Annotated in this window: 12 protein-coding genes; 9 read left to right on the forward strand and 3 right to left on the reverse strand. The window is 71.2% G+C overall.

Annotated features, from left to right (window positions below; genetic code table 11):
• Positions 1-3: 3 nt before the first annotated feature.
• Positions 4-945 (forward strand): LysR family transcriptional regulator, encoded by a 942-nt coding sequence (locus tag R0232_RS26220; RefSeq protein WP_093340290.1) that lies wholly within the window; start codon positions 4-6, stop codon positions 943-945.
• Here the strand turns inward: R0232_RS26220 and R0232_RS26225 are convergent.
• Complete coding sequence (locus tag R0232_RS26225; protein ID WP_431509976.1) at positions 942-2,132, reverse strand: acetate/propionate family kinase; 1,191 nt, start codon at positions 2,130-2,132, stop codon at positions 942-944. The two genes, R0232_RS26220 and R0232_RS26225, sit on opposite strands and share 4 nt — an antisense overlap.
• A gap of 16 nt (positions 2,133-2,148) precedes the next feature.
• Complete coding sequence (xsc, locus tag R0232_RS26230; RefSeq protein WP_057597042.1) at positions 2,149-3,960, reverse strand: sulfoacetaldehyde acetyltransferase; 1,812 nt, start codon at positions 3,958-3,960, stop codon at positions 2,149-2,151.
• Between the two features lie 184 nt (positions 3,961-4,144).
• Between xsc and R0232_RS26235 the strand changes: the two genes are divergently transcribed.
• The 8 genes from R0232_RS26235 to R0232_RS26270 all read left to right on the forward strand — a co-directional run bounded on the left by R0232_RS26235 (position 4,145) and on the right by R0232_RS26270 (position 13,434).
• A complete protein-coding gene (locus tag R0232_RS26235; protein ID WP_431509977.1) occupies positions 4,145-4,966 on the forward strand; it encodes an IclR family transcriptional regulator in 822 nt (273 codons plus the stop codon).
• Positions 4,967-4,988: 22 nt separating this feature from the next.
• Positions 4,989-5,963, forward strand: coding sequence for an AAA family ATPase (locus R0232_RS26240; RefSeq protein ID WP_431509978.1), 975 nt, complete (start codon positions 4,989-4,991; stop codon positions 5,961-5,963).
• Positions 5,964-5,975: 12 nt separating this feature from the next.
• Complete coding sequence (locus tag R0232_RS26245; protein ID WP_431509979.1) at positions 5,976-7,703, forward strand: cobaltochelatase CobT-related protein; 1,728 nt, start codon at positions 5,976-5,978, stop codon at positions 7,701-7,703.
• Between the two features lie 140 nt (positions 7,704-7,843).
• Positions 7,844-8,635 carry an IclR family transcriptional regulator gene (locus R0232_RS26250; protein ID WP_431509980.1) on the forward strand — a complete coding sequence of 264 codons (792 nt, stop codon included), beginning with the start codon at positions 7,844-7,846 and terminating at the stop codon, positions 8,633-8,635.
• Positions 8,632-9,624, forward strand: a complete 993-nt coding sequence (locus R0232_RS26255) for a tripartite tricarboxylate transporter substrate binding protein (RefSeq protein ID WP_431509981.1) — start codon at positions 8,632-8,634, stop codon at positions 9,622-9,624. Before R0232_RS26250 ends, R0232_RS26255 begins: the two co-directional genes overlap by 4 nt.
• Positions 9,625-9,674: 50 nt before the next feature.
• The gene (gene sauS / locus R0232_RS26260) at positions 9,675-11,123 is read left to right on the forward strand and encodes an acylating sulfoacetaldehyde dehydrogenase (protein ID WP_431509982.1); all 1,449 of its coding nucleotides are present in this window, start codon (positions 9,675-9,677) and stop codon (positions 11,121-11,123) included.
• Between the two features lie 2 nt (positions 11,124-11,125).
• On the forward strand, positions 11,126-12,643 hold the full coding sequence (locus tag R0232_RS26265) for an AMP-binding protein (RefSeq protein WP_431509983.1): 1,518 nt from the start codon (positions 11,126-11,128) through the stop codon (positions 12,641-12,643).
• Positions 12,640-13,434: a sulfite exporter TauE/SafE family protein gene (locus R0232_RS26270; RefSeq protein WP_431509984.1), complete on the forward strand. Its 795-nt coding sequence runs from the start codon at positions 12,640-12,642 to the stop codon at positions 13,432-13,434. Before R0232_RS26265 ends, R0232_RS26270 begins: the two co-directional genes overlap by 4 nt.
• On the opposite strand, the gene R0232_RS26275 is transcribed toward R0232_RS26270, so the two are convergent.
• Positions 13,397-14,635: a DUF2252 domain-containing protein gene (locus tag R0232_RS26275; RefSeq protein ID WP_431509985.1), complete on the reverse strand. Its 1,239-nt coding sequence runs from the start codon at positions 14,633-14,635 to the stop codon at positions 13,397-13,399. The genes R0232_RS26270 and R0232_RS26275 overlap by 38 nt on opposite strands.
• Positions 14,636-14,657 lie beyond the last annotated feature (22 nt).

Genomic DNA, 14,657 nt, shown 5'->3' on the forward strand with positions numbered 1-14,657 from the left:
ACGATGACCGGAAAATCAGATCAGCAGAATTCGACCCGCCTGCGCCTCAACCTGCGCCAGCTCGAGGTCTTCGTGGCCACCGCGCGCGGCGGCAGCACGCGGGCCGCGGCCGACCGCATCGCGCGTTCGCAATCGGCCGCCAGCAGCGCGCTGGCCGACCTCGAGGGCTCGGTCGGCGCCCTGCTGTTCGACCGCATCGGCCGCCGGCTGGTGCTCAACGAGAACGGCCGCGCGCTGCTGCCCAAGGCCCAGGCGCTGCTCGACCAGGCCGCGGAGGTGCAGGCCCTGTTCAGCGGCGAGCATGCGGCGCCGCTGCGCGTGGCGGCCAGCTTCACCATCGGCGAATACCTGCTGCCCGAGCGCGTGTCGGCCTGGACCGCGCTGCATCCGCAGAGCCAGGTGCACCTGCACATCGCCAACACGCGCGACGTGATCGACGCGGTGGCGGGCTTCGACGTCGACGTCGGCTTCATCGAGGGGCCGCAGACCCATCCCGACCTGGTGGTGCGCGCCTGGCGCACCGACGAACTCGTGATCGTGGCCGCGCCCGGCCATGCGCTGGCCGACCGGGTCGCCACGCACCGGCAGCTGTCGCAGGCCACCTGGGTGCTGCGCGAGCATGGCTCGGGCACGCGCCAGGTCACCGACGCCTGGCTGATCCAGAACCTCGAGCAGGTGCAGGTGGGTTTCGAGCTCGGCAGCACCGAGGCCATCAAGCGCGTGGTGGCCTCGGGCACGGGCCTGGCCTGCCTCTCGCGCTACACGGTGGCGCAGGCGCTGGAGGACGGGCACCTGGTCGAGCTGCGCACGAAACTGCCCGCGGGCACGCGGCGGCTCGCGACCGTGATGCACCGCGACAAGCTGCTGGGCCGCGCGACCGCGGACTTCCTGCGCCATTGCGGCGCGAGCGTGCCGCGCGGGGCGGTGGCGCCGCTGCCGGGTTAGGCGAGCACGCGTGCCGTGTGGCGCGCGATCACGGCTTCCTCGTCGGTGCGCAGTACCCACGCACTGATGCGACTGCTACCGGTCGAGATCCGCGCCTGCCCACCGCCATTGGCAGCAGCATCGAGCTCCACGCCCATCCAGGCGCAGTCTTCGAGCACCCGCGCGCGTAGCGCGGTGCCGTTCTCGCCGATGCCGCCCGTGAACACGATCGCATCGACGCCGCGCAGGGCCGCCGCGAGGCTGCCCATGTGCTGCACCACCTGCTCGACGAAATGGTCGATGGCCTCGGCGGCCGCGGGTTCGTCCGATGCTTCCAGCGCGCGCATGTCGCTCGACACGCCCGAGAGCCCGAGCAGGCCCGATTCCCGGAACAGCAGCTTCTCGACCGCATCGGCCGACATGCCGCGCGAGCGCATCAGGTAGAGCACCACGGCGGCATCGAGCCGGCCGCAGCGCGTGCCCATCGTGAGGCCGTCGAGCGGCGAGAAGCTCATGGTGGTGGCGACCGAGCGCCCCTGCGCGATGGCGCACATGGAGGCGCCGTTGCCCAGGTGCGCGACGATCACACGGCCGTGCGCGACCTCGGGCGCCTGCCGCGCGAGCTGATGCGCGATCGATTCGTACGAGAGCCCGTGGAAGCCGTAGCGCCGCACGCCCGCGTCGTGCAGCTCGCGCGGCAGCGCGAAGCGGCGGTTGAGTTCGGGCTGCACCGCGTGGAAGGCGGTGTCGAAGCAGGCCACCTGCGGCACGCCGGCGAAAGCCTGCATCGCGGCGCGCACGCCCGCGAGGTTGTGCGGCTGGTGCAGCGGCGCGAGCGGTTCGAGCGCGGCCAGGTCCTCGAGCACGGCGTCGTCGATGCGCACCGGCGCCACGAAGTCCATGCCGCCATGCACGATGCGATGGCCCACGCCCGCGATGCGGCCGGCGCCGCCCTGCTGCGCATGCCAGTCGAGCAGCGCGGCCAGCGCGCCGCGGTGCGAGCGCGCATCGCCCTCGAGCTTCGCGTCGTGCAGGGTGCGGCCCTGCGCATCGCGGATGCGCAGCCGCGCATCGAGGCCCGCGCCCAGGCCATCGGCCTGGCCCGACCAGTGCGCGGCGGGCAGGCCGCCGTCGGCACCGGCCGCGTCGAACAGCGCGACCTTGATCGACGACGAGCCCGCGTTGAGCGTGAGCAGCTGGTCGGTCATGCGCGGCGCCGTCCGATCAGACGTAGTCCTTGTACTTGTCGAGGAAGCGCACGGGCTTCGACAGCGCATCGCGGCGGAACGGATCGCCGAGCTCGCGCGTGCACATGATCTCGATCACGCAGGTCTTGCGCTGGTTCATCTGCAGGTCGATGGCCTTCTTGAGCGCCGGACCCACGTCCTCGAGCCGGTCGACCACGATGCCCTCGGCACCCATGGCCTTGGCGATGCCCGCGAAGCTCTCGCTCTCGAGCTCGCCGGCGACGAAGCGGCGGTTGTAGAAGTCGACCTGGTTCTTCTTCTCGGCGCCCCACTGGCGGTTGTGGAACACGACCGCGGTCACGGGAATGTCGTGCCGCACGGCGGTCATGATCTCGACCATGCTCATGCCCCAGGCGCCGTCGCCCGCATAGGCCACGGCCGGGCGGTCGGGCGCGGCGCACTTGGCGCCGATCATGGTGGGCAGCGAGTAGCCGCAGTTGCCGAAGCTCATCGGCGCGAAGAAGGAGCGCGGCTCCTCGAAGCGCAGGTAGCTGTTCGACACCGCATTGATGTTGCCGATGTCGGTCGAGACCATCACGCGCGGCGGCATCGCCTTCTCGAGTTCGCGCAGCACCTGGCGCGGATGCAGGTAGGTGCCGCCGGTGGGCGTCTTCTCGCCCTTGGCTTCCTCGATCACGTCGAGGCTGAACTGGTCGCGCTCGTGGGTCCAGGCGTCGAGCTCCTTCTCCCAGGCCTCCTTCTCGGCCTTGATCTTCGCGGCGCGCTCGGCCTTGGTGGCGTCGCAGGCCAGGGTCTTGGCCGCGAGGCGCTCGAGCAGGGCCTTGGCCGTGGCCTTGGCATCGCCGTGGATGCCGACGGTGATCTTCTTCACCAGGCCCAGGTTGGTGTGGTCGGCCTCGACCTGGATGATCTTCGCCTCCTTGGGCCAGTAGTCCATGCCGTGCTGCGGCAGGGTGCCGAAGGGGCCCATGCGCGAACCGAGCGCGAGCACCACGTCGGCCTGCGCGATCAGCTTCATCGCGGCCTTGCTGCCCTGGTAGCCCAGCGGGCCGGCCCACAGCGGATGGCTCGCGGGGAAGGAGTCGTTGCGCAGGTAGCCGTTGGCCACCGGCGCGCCCAGGCGCTCGGCGAGCGCCTTGCACTCTTCCACGGCGTCGCCCATGACCACGCCGCCGCCCGAGAGGATGACCGGGAATTTCGCGGTGGCCAGCAGCTCGACCGCGGCATTGAGGCTGTTCTCGCCGCCGGCGCCGCGCTCCACGCGCATCGGCTTCGGGATCTCGGTCGTGATCTCGCCGTAGAAGTAGTCGCGCGGGATGTTGAGCTGGGTCGGGCCCATCTCGGAGATGGCGCGGTCGAAGCAGCGCGCGGTGTACTCGGCCATGCGCTTGGGGTTGTTCACGTGGCCCTGGTACTTGGTGAACTCCTGGAACATCGGCAGCTGGTTGGCCTCCTGGAAGCCGCCCAGGCCCATGCCCATGGTGCCGGTCTCGGGCGTGATCATCACCACCGGGCTGTGCGCCCAGTAGGCGGCCGCGATGGCGGTCACGCAGTTGCTGATGCCGGGGCCGTTCTGGCCGATCACCACGCCGTGGCGGCCCGACACGCGGGCATAGCCGTCGGCCATGTGGGCCGCGCCCTGCTCGTGCACCACGGGCACGAGGCGGATGCCGGCGGGCGCGAAGATGTCCATCGCGTCCATGAAGGCCGAGCCCATGATGCCGAAGATGTCGGTCACGCCGTTGGCGACCATGGTCTCGACGAAGGCCTCGGAGGGCGTCATCTTCTGCACGCCGGTGACGGCTTCGCGGGTGGGTTGCTTGCTCATGGGTCGGTGTCTCCTGCGGATGAAGGGCTGGACGGCGGACTGCAAAAAGCCGGAACGGGAAGTTCCGTATTTCGGGGTTGGCGAATCGGGCGGACTATAGGACGGGTGCCGGGCGGCGTCAAACAAATTCCAAAAAACGGTACGTAATGTTCTATTTTTTGCAAAAGGACTATGATCCGCCGCCATGAAGATCGTCAAGTCGCTCCCGCCTTCCGCCGAGGCCCCGGGCGCCGACACTCCGGCGATGCGGCTGTTCGCGCTGCTCGAGGTGATCGCCGCCAAGGACCAGCGCTATTCGCTGCAGGGCCTGGTGGAGGAGACCGGCCTGCCCAAGCCCACGCTGCACCGCATGCTGCAGCAGATGGAGGGCGCGGGCCTGCTGCAGCGCGAGGGCGACGGGCGCCACTACGGCATGGGCACGCGGCTGCGCCGGCTGGCCGAGAACCTGCTGTTCAACGACAGCCTGCACGGCGCGCGCCACACGGTGCTGCGCCAGCTGGTCGAGGAGATCGGCGAGAGCTGCAACCTCACGGCGCTGTCGGGCAGCGAGGTGGTCTACCTCGACCGCGTGGAGACCGCGGCGCCGCTGCGCTTCTACCTGCACCCGGGCTCGCGCGTGCCGGTGCACTGCTCGGCCAGCGGCAAGATGTTCCTCGCGCAGATGGGCCAGGCGCAGCGCCGCCGGCTGCTGGCGAATGCCTCGCTCGAGGCCTACACGGCGAGCACGCTGACCGATGCCGCGGCGCTCGAGGCCGAGATCCAGCGCGTGCGCAAGAACGGCTTCGCGATCGACAACGAGGAGTTCCTGCCCGGCCTGCTGTGCATCGCCGCGCTGGTGCCGGCCACGGGCGACAGCCCGTCGAACCTCTGCATCGCGGTGCAGGCGCCGGTGATGCGGCTCGACATCGCGAAGGCGAAGACGCTGCTGCCCGCGCTGCAGCGCGCGGCGCTCGCGCTGAGCCGCATCGATGCCGATGCGACGCCCGCGCGCCGCGTCCAGGCCTGACACCTCCACACCCACCCGCCCCATGAACGACATCGCCGCCCTCCACCCCACGCGCCTCGTCGGCGTGCGCGAGACCTTCGGCATCGACGCCGACCTGCAGGTGCCCGCCTTCGCCGAGCGCGACGCGCACGTGCCCGAGATCGACGCGGTCTACCGCTTCAACCCCGACGTGACGCTCGCGATCCTCGCGGGCTTCATGCGCGACCGGCGCGTGATGGTGCAGGGGCTGCACGGCACCGGCAAGTCGACCCACATCGAACAGGTGGCGGCGCGGCTGAACTGGCCCTGCGTGCGGCTCAACCTCGACGGCCACATCAGCCGGCTCGACCTGGTCGGCAAGGACGCGGTGGTGCTGCGCGACGGCAAGCAGGTCACCGAGTTCCAGGAAGGCATGGTGCCCTGGGCGCTGCAGCGGCCGGTGGCGCTGATCTTCGACGAGTACGACGCGGGCCGGCCCGACGTGATGTTCGTGATCCAGCGCATCCTCGAGCGCGACGGCCAGTTCACGCTGCTCGACCAGAACAAGGTGCTGCGCCCGCATCCCTTCTTCCGGCTGTTCGCCACCGCCAACACGGTCGGCCTGGGCAACCTCAACGGCCTGTACCACGGCGCGCAGCGGCTCAACCATGCGCAGATCGACCGCTGGAACATCGTCGCCTCGCTCGACTACCTGCCCACGGCCGAGGAGATCGCGATCGTGCAGGCGCGCGTGCCTTCGCTGGCCGACGCGGCGGGCCGCGCCACGGTCGCGGCGATGGTGGCGGTGGCCGACCTCACGCGCAAGGGCTTCGCGGCCGGCGACCTGTCGACGCTGATGTCGCCGCGCACCGTGATCACCTGGGCCGAGAACCTCGAGATCTTCAAGGACGTGGCGCTGGCCTTCCGCCTCTCGTTCGTCAACAAGTGCGACGAGGCCGAGCGGCCGCTGGTGGCCGAGTACTTCCAGCGCTGCTTCGACCGCGAGCTCGCGGAATCGCACCGGCTCGCGGACGGCTGAGCGCGGCGCGCCATGACGCAGCAGGACATCCGCAAGGTTCGGCAGGAGGAGCGCGTCGCCGAACTCTGCGCGGGCGTGGTGCGCGCCTTCAGCGGCGAGCGCGACCTGCACTTCCGCGGCCGGCGCCTGCACCGCGGCCGCGTGCCGCTGCCGTGGTTCGCGCCGCACCTGCATCCCTCGCCCGAGACCGACGACTTCGAATCGTTCCGCGGCGTGGCCGACGGCCTCGCGCTGCGCATCGCCGGCTCCGATGCCGCGCTGCACCGCACGCTGCAGCCCGAGGAGCCGGTGGAGCGCATGCTGTTCGAGATGCTCGAGCAGTTCCGCGCCGAGGCGCTGGTGCCCGAGGCCATGGCCGGCATGCGGCGCAACCTGCGCCATCGCCACGCGCAGTGGTCGCTGGCCTTCCACCATTCGGGCCTGACCGAGACCGCGCGCGGCCTGCTGCTGTACGCGGTGGCGCAGATCTGCCGCGCGCGCGTGAGCGGCGAGCAGGTGGTCGAAGAGACCGAGGACATGCTCGAGGCCACGCGCTTCGCGCTGGCGCCGCGCATCGGCCATGCGCTCGGCGGGCTGCGGCGCGATCGCTTCGACCAGGCCGCGTATGCGGTGCATGCGCTGGCGATCGCGCGCACGGTCGCCGCGATGCTGCACGAGGCCGGCGGCGATGACGAAGCACCCGACACGCGCCAGAACGACACCGACGACAAGCGCAGCGTGTTCAGCCTGGTCGCCGAGATGGACCGCGAGATCGTCGAGCAGCACGTCAGCGCGCAATCCGGGCGCAGCCGGCTGCTCGAGGAGGCCGGCGCCGCCTACCGCGTGTTCACCACCGAGCACGACCGCGAGCACGAGGCCGCCACGCTGGTGCGCCGCGAGCTGCTGGCCGAGCTGCGCGAGCGGCTCGACCGCCGCATCGCGGCGCAGGGCGTGAACCTGGCGCGGCTCGCGCGCGAACTGCGCGCGCTGCTGGCCGTGCCCGAGCGCGACGGCTGGGACGGCGGCCAGGAGGAAGGCCGCATCGACGGCCGCCGGCTCGCCCGGCTCGTGGCCTCGCCGGCCGAGCGGCGGCTGTTCCGCATCGAGCGCGAGGAGCCGCTGGCCGATTGCGTGGTCAGCTTCCTCATCGATTGCTCGGGCTCGATGAAGGAGCATGCCGAATCGGTCGCGATGCTGGTCGACGTGCTCGCGCGCGCCCTCGAGCAGGCCGGCGTGACGAGCGAGGTGCTGGGCTTCACCACCGGCGCCTGGAACGGCGGCCGCGCGCAGCGCGACTGGCTGCGCGCGGGCCGGCCCGCGCACCCGGGCCGGCTCAACGAGCGCTGCCACCTGGTGTTCAAGGCCGCGGGCACGCCCTGGCGCCGCGCGCGCGCGCCGATGGCCGCGCTGCTGCGGCCCGAGCTGTTCCGCGAGGGCATCGACGGCGAGGCCGTGGACTGGGCCTGCACGCGGCTGCGCGCGCGCAGCGAGGAGCGCAAGCTGCTGCTCGTGATCTCCGACGGCTCGCCGATGGACAGCGCGACCCATCTCGCCAACGATCCGCACTACCTCGACCACCACCTGCGCGAGGTGCTGGCGCGCCAGGAGCAGCAGCGCGACATCGCGATCGCGGGCATCGGCGTGGGGCTGGACCTGAGCCCCTACTACAGCCACAGCCACGTGCTGGACCTCGCGGCCTCGACGGGCAATGCGATCTTCCGCGAGGTGATCGGGTTGATGGCGGGGCGGCACCGGCACTGAGTTCCGCATGGCCCGCGCGCCATGTCAGCCGAAAGTGTCGCGTTGACAAGCGCCATCGGCGTTTGTACATTGAGTTTCAATTATCCGAACGCTGTTCCAATATTTGGAATTCATCGAAAGCGTCGGGACAACGGAGACGCATGGATTCCACGCTCGCCAAAGGCCTCGCCGTCATGGAATGGATGGCGCGCCAGGCACGCGCCTGCCGCGTGACCGACGTCGCCCATGCCTTCGGCATGGCGCGCAGCAATGCCCATCGCACGCTGCAGACGCTGGTGGAATGCGGCTGGGCGGTGCAGGACGCCGACACCAGCGCCTACCGCCCGAGCCTGCGCCTCTTCGAGCTCGGCGCCATGGTCTCCGAGGCGGCCGACATCGGCGCGCTGCTGCGCCCGCACCTCGCGGCGCTGGCGCAGGCCAGCGGCGAGACCATCCATCTCGCGGTGCTCGACGGTGCCGAGATCGTCTACCTCGACAAGTTCGACAGCCCGCTGCCCGTGGCCGCCTATTCGCGCATCGGCGGCCGCGCGCCGGCCTGCTGCGTGGCCTCGGGCAAGGCGATGCTGGCGGCCGCGCGGCTCGATGCCGCCGCGCTGCGGGCGCTGTTCGGCACGCTGCAACCCCACACGCCGCACAGCATCGTCGACTTCGATGCGCTGCAGGCCGAGCTCGAGCGCAGCCGCGCGCGCGGCTATGCCGAGAACCGCGAGGAATGGCGCCTGGGCGTCTGCGGCCTCGGCGTGCCGGTGTTCGATGCGCGCGGCACGGCCGTGGCCGCCGTCGGCATGAGCGTGCCCTCCATCCGCTTCGCGCGCACCCAGGCGCGCGAACTCTCCGATCGCATCATGGCCTGCGCACGCGACGCCAGCGCCACGCTGGGCTACCGCCCCGCCACCGCCCCCGCCACCCCAACGAGAAGGAGACCCGTATGAGACTGTCCTTGTCCGCCCCCTGGTTGCGCGCGGGGCTGCTGGCCGCCGCGGCGCTGGCATCGCCGCTGGCCGCGGTCGCGCAGAACGGGAGCGACTACCCCAGCAAGCCGATCAAGCTGATCGTGCCCTACCCGCCCGGCGGCGGCACCGACGTGATCGCGCGCATCGTGCAGGAGCGCTTCCAGACGCTGCTGGGCCAGCCGGTCGTGATCGAAAACCGCGGCGGCGCGGCCGGCTCGATCGGCACCGAGCTGGTCGCCAAGTCACCGGCCGACGGCTACACGGTGCTGTTCACGCTGTCCTCGCACACCATCAACCCCGCGATCTACAGCAAGCTCTCGTTCGACACCGCGAAGGACTTCGCGCCCGTGGGCCTGGTGGCCTCGCTGCCGCAGATCCTGGTGGCGAACCCGCAGTTCCCGGCCAGCACCGTGGCCGAGCTGGTCGCGATGGCCAAGGCCAGGCCCGACAGCATCTCCTTCGCCTCGGTGGGCAACGGCTCGCCCGGCCACCTCGCGGGCGAGCTGCTGAAGCTGCGCACCGGCACGCAGATGACGCACGTGCCCTACCGCGGCGGCGGCCCGGCGGTCACCGACGTGATGGGCGGCCAGGTGCCGCTCTTGTGGGTATCGATTCCCGCCGCGGCGCAGTTCGTGAAGGCCGGCAAGCTCAAGGCGCTGGCCGTGTCGACCACCAAGCGCAGCGCCGCCTTCCCCGACGTGCCGACGATGCAGGAGGCCGGCATCCCCGACTTCGACGTCGACTCCTGGTACGCGGTGTTCGTGCCCGCGAAGACGCCGCAACCCGCGATCGACCGGCTCAACCGCGTGATCAACACGGTGGTGAAGGAACCCGACATCCGCGACAAGCTGCTGGCCCAGGGCAGCGAAGGCGTGGGCGGCACGCCCGAGCAGCTCGGCAAGGTGGTCGCCACCGAACTCGTGCGCTGGAGCAAGCTCGCCAAGGAAGCGAACATCCGCGTCGACTAGTTTTTCCTTCTCTTCTTGATGAACGGCGCCACGGGCGCCGAGCGATTTCCATGAACACCTCCGCATCCTCCTCAGAAGCCTCGGGCCCCATCGCCGAACTGGTGGCACGCGCCCGCGCGGCGCAACGCATCTACGAGACCTGGTCGCAGGCCCAGGTCGACATGGCGGTGACGGCCGCCGGCTGGGCCCTCATCGAACCCGCGCGCAACCGAGAACTGGCCGAGCTGGCGGTGGCCGACACGGGCGTGGGCAACGTCGAGGACAAGGTGCGCAAGAACCACCGCAAGACCTTCGGCCTGCTGCGCGACCTGCAGGGCGCGCGCTCGGTCGGCGTGATCGCCGAGGACCCGGCGCGCGGCATCGTCGAGATCGCGCGCCCGGTCGGCGTGGTGTGCGCGATCACGCCCTCGACCAACCCGGGCGCGACGCCGGCCAACAAGATCATCAATGCGCTCAAGGGCCGCAACGCGGTGATCGTCGCGCCCTCGCCCAAGGGCTGGTCGACCGCGGCGCGGCTGATCGAATTCATCCACCAGCAGTTCGACCGCATCGGCGCGCCGCGCGACCTGGTACAGCTGCTGCCCGCACCCGTCAACAAGCAGTCGACGGCCGAACTGATGCGGCTGTGCGACCTGGTGGTGGCCACCGGCTCGCAGGCCAACGTGCGTGCCGCCTATGCGAGCGGCACGCCGGCCTTCGGCGTGGGCGCCGGCAATGTCGCGGGCATCGTCGACGAGACGGCCGATACCGAGGCCGCGGCCGATCGCATCGTGCGCTCGAAGACCTTCGACAACGCGACCAGCTGCTCGTCGGAGAACAGCCTGGTGGTCGTCGACGCGGTGCGCGCGCGCCTGCTCGCTGCGCTCAAGGACCGCGGCGCCGTGATGCTCGGCGAGGCGCAGAAGGCCACGCTGCAAAAACTGATGTGGCCCGAGGGCAAGCTCTCGGCCGCGGTCATCGGCCAGTCGGCGCGCGCCATCGCCGAGCGCGCCGCCGAGGTCGACGGCGCCAACCGCGCGGCCTGGCAGGCGATCGCCGAGGCCGATCCGCGCATCCTGATGGTGGCCGAGGACGGCGTGGGCCACGACCATCCGTTCTCGGGCGAGAAGCTCAGCCCGGTGCTCGCGGTCTATGCGGCGCGCGACTTCGCGCATGCGGCCTCGATCGTCGAGCGCATCTACGGCTACGAGGGCGCGGGCCATTCGGTGGGCCTGCATTCGGCCGTGCTCGAGCGCGCGCTCGAGCTCGGCCTGTCGCTGCCGGTGTCGCGCGTGATCGTCGACCAGGCGCACTGCATCGCCACCGGCGGCAGCTTCGACAACGGCCTGCCGTTCTCGCTCTCGATGGGCTGCGGCACCTGGGGCCGCAACAACTTCTCCGACAACATGAACTACCGGCACTACCTCAACATCACGCGCGTGTCGCGGCCGATCGCCGAGCAGGTGCCGAGCGAGGAACAGATCTTCGGCGCCTTCTTCGCGCAGCACGGAGCGCACTGAGCATGGCGGCGGGCGACAGCGACACCGTCCATGGCCTGATCGAGCAGGTCGCCGCGCGCCAGCCGGGCGCGGTGTATGCGCTGTCCACCGAAAGCGAGGCGCGCATCGACTGCGCCGCGCTCGCGCTCGGTTGCAGCCGCGTGGCCGGCGCGCTGCAGGCGGCCGGCGCGCGGCCCGGCGACACGGTCTCGGTCGTGATGCCCAACGGCCTGCAGACGCTGCGGCTGCTGCTCGGCGCGATGCATGCGGGCATGGTCGTGAACCCGGTCAACCTGCTGTCGCAGCCCGAGCAGATGCGCTACGTGCTCGCGCACTCCGACTGCCGCGTGGTCTGCGTGGCGCCCGAGTGGGAAGAACGCGTGCGCGCGATGCTCGCGGACATCGGCCGGCCGGTGTCGGTGCTGGTGGCCGATCCCGACGGGCTCGCGCTGCCGGGGGAAGGCGAAGCGGCGTCGCTTCCCGTGCCCTCGCCCGACGCGGTCGCGCTGCTGATGTACACCTCGGGCACCACGGGCCAGCCCAAGGGCGTGATGCTCACGCAGCGCAACCTCGCGGCCAACGCGCAGGCGATCAGCGCCGAGCACGAACTGGGAAGCGCCGACCGCGTGCTCGCGGTGCTGCCGCTCTATCACATCAACGCCTTCTGCGTGACCATGCTGGCGCCGCTCGCGCACGGCGGCAGCCTCGCGATGCCGCCGAAGTTCTCGGCCGGCCGCTTCTGGGAGCAGGCCGCGCAGGCCGGCTGCAGCTGGATCAACGTGGTGCCGACCATGATCTCGTACCTGCTCGAGGGCGAGGCACCGGCGCGCGAACGCACGGCGGCCATCCGCTTCTGCCGCTCGGCCTCGGCCGCGCTGCCGCCCGAGCACCACCGCGCCTTCGAGCGCCTGTTCGGCATCGGCATCGTCGAGACCATGGGCCTCACCGAGACCGCCGCGCCCTCGTTCTCGAACCCGCTCGACCCGGCGCGGCGCAAGCTGGGCTCGGTCGGCCGCGCCTCGGGCTGCGAGGCGCGCGTGATCGACGCGGCACTGGCCGAAGTGCCCGACGGCAGCACCGGCGAGCTCGCGATCCGCGGGCCCAACGTGATGCGCGGCTACTACAAGAACGAGGAGGCCACGCGCGCCAGCTTCACGCCCGACGGCTGGCTGCGCACCGGCGACCTCGGCCACCGTGATGCCGACGGCTTCTTCTTCGTCACCGGCCGCATCAAGGAACTGATCATCAAGGGCGGCGAGAACATCGCGCCGCGCGAGATCGACGAGGCCCTGCTGCGGCATCCCGCCGTGCTCGAGGCCGCCGCCGTCGGCGTGCCCGACCGCCACTACGGCCAGGAGGTCGGCGTGTGCATCGTGCTGCGCGAGGGCTGCGCCTGCGGCGAGGACGAGCTGCGCGCCTTCAGCGCCGAGGCGCTCGGGCGCTACAAGGCGCCGGGCCACTACCGCTTCGTGACCGACCTGCCGCGCGGGCCCTCGGGCAAGGTGCAGCGGCTCAAGCTGCTGCCGCTGTTCGCGGCATGAACCCGGCCGACCTGCTGACGCCGCCGCTGGCGCCGCTGCTGCTCGCCTACAGCCTGTGCGTGGTGTTCGCGGCCGGCGTGGTGCGCGGCTTCGCGGGCTTCGGTTTCTCGGCCATCACGGTGGCCGGCATGTCGCTCGTGGTCTCGCCCGCGCTGGTGGTGCCCGCGATCTTCATGCTCGAGATCCTCGCGAGCCTGAGCCAGTTGCGCGGGATCGCGCGCGACGTCGACATGCCCTGGCTGGGCTGGCTGATGCTCGGCAACCTGCTGTTCATCCCGCTCGGCGTGGCGCTGCTGGCCTGGCTGCCCGAGACGCCGCTGCGGCTTCTGATCGGCGCGCTGCTGATGGCCGCCGCGCTGCTGCTGCGCAGCGGCGCGCGCGCCACGCTGGTGCCCACGCGCGCGGTGCGCTTCGGCGCCGGTCTGGCCTCGGGCTTCATCAACGGCGTGGCGGCCATCGGCGGCATCGCCATCGCGGTGCTGCTGAGCACCACCGCGATGGCACCGGCCGCGCTGCGCGCCACGCTGATCGCACTGCTGCTGTTCAGCGACGTGGTCTCGCTCGCGAGCGCCGCGCTGATGCCGGCCGCGCATGCCACCGGCAAGCTGCTCGGGCCCGACACCTTCAAGTGGGCGCTGTGGCTCGCGCCCGCAATGCTGGCCGGCATCTGGTGGGGGCAGCGCTCGTTCAAGGGGGTGTCGCCCGAGCAGTTCAGGCGGCATGTGCTGAACCTGCTGATCGTGCTGGCGACGGTCAGCGTGGTGCGCTCGGTGGTCGGGCTGGTCGGATGACCATCGCGCCCGCGTCGTAGGCCTCGCAGTACACCGTCCAGTCCGTCGCCACCTGCGCGGCGCACTGCTGCGCGGCGTCGAGCAGGTCCCCACGCCACGACTTCACCGAGGCGCCGAAGTCGACCAGGGCGTCCGCGATGGCCGAGCCCTGCCGGCCCGCGCTGCGCAGTTGCGCCCAGGCCATGAGCTGCCCCATGTCGTCGAGCACGGCGCGGATGTCGGCGGACCGCGTGCGGTGCACGTCGAGGCTCACGCGGTCCTCGCTGGGCTGCAGGCCGCGCAGCACGTACGAGCTCTTGCGCGTGACGATCGGATGCAGGAAGGCCATCGACACGGCCTGCATGCGGCGCTGCAGCGCGACCACGCGGTGCGCCTCCGATTCCCAGGCGGGCTGCGCCGTCTTCTTCAGGTGCGGCGCGAGCGAGGACGGCAGCGCCTGCTTGAGGTCGAGCAGGTAGTTGGCATCGGGCGAGCCCTTGCCCTCGACCAGCACGATGTAGCGCTCCACGCCCAGGCTGCCGGTGCCGGCGATGCGGCGCGCCACGTCGAGCACCTCGAAGAAGCCCGAGTTGGGCTGCGAGGCCGCGAAGCGATCGACCAGCTTGACGACGCGCTCGCGCTGCGCTTCGGTGACCGGCAGCGCATGCTTGCCATCGCAGCGGATCAGGCGCCGGCGGCCCTTGCGCTCGGTGCGCCGGTCGAGGAAGGCGGGGCGGGTGCGCGCCTTGAGGGTGTCGAGCAGTTCGCGCACGAGGCCGGTCGCGGTGTCGCGCTCGACCCAGCGGGCCTTGCCGAGCGCGAGCGCGCCCGCATAGGCGTCGAGGAAGACCCTGCACAGCGCGGCGGACTCGGCGGCGCTGCGGCTGAGGCCATCGCCGGCCACGAGAATGCTCGTGAGGAAGCGCACCAGTTCCCAGGTCACGGGCGCCAGCGCGGCCTCGTCGAAATCGTTGAGGTCGAAATAGACCAGCCGGTTGTCGCCCTTGTAGCTGCCGAAGTTCTCGAGGTGGGCGTCGCCGCACAGCCAGGCCAGCGGCGCCTTGGCGAACAACGCGCCCGAAGGCAGGCGGTCGTAGAACAGGTGGCAGGTGCCGCGCAGGAAGACGAAGGGGCTCGCGCGCAGGTTGGCGTATTTCATCGCCAGGCGTTCGGGGTCGCGGTCGGCGTTGAAGGCGCGGATGGTCTTGACGGCATTGGGCATGGTGCTTTGCTTCCCGCTTTCT

The sequence above is a fragment of the Variovorax sp. DAIF25 genome (assembly GCF_050711835.1).
Taxonomy (GTDB): Bacteria; Pseudomonadota; Gammaproteobacteria; order Burkholderiales; family Burkholderiaceae_C; genus Variovorax.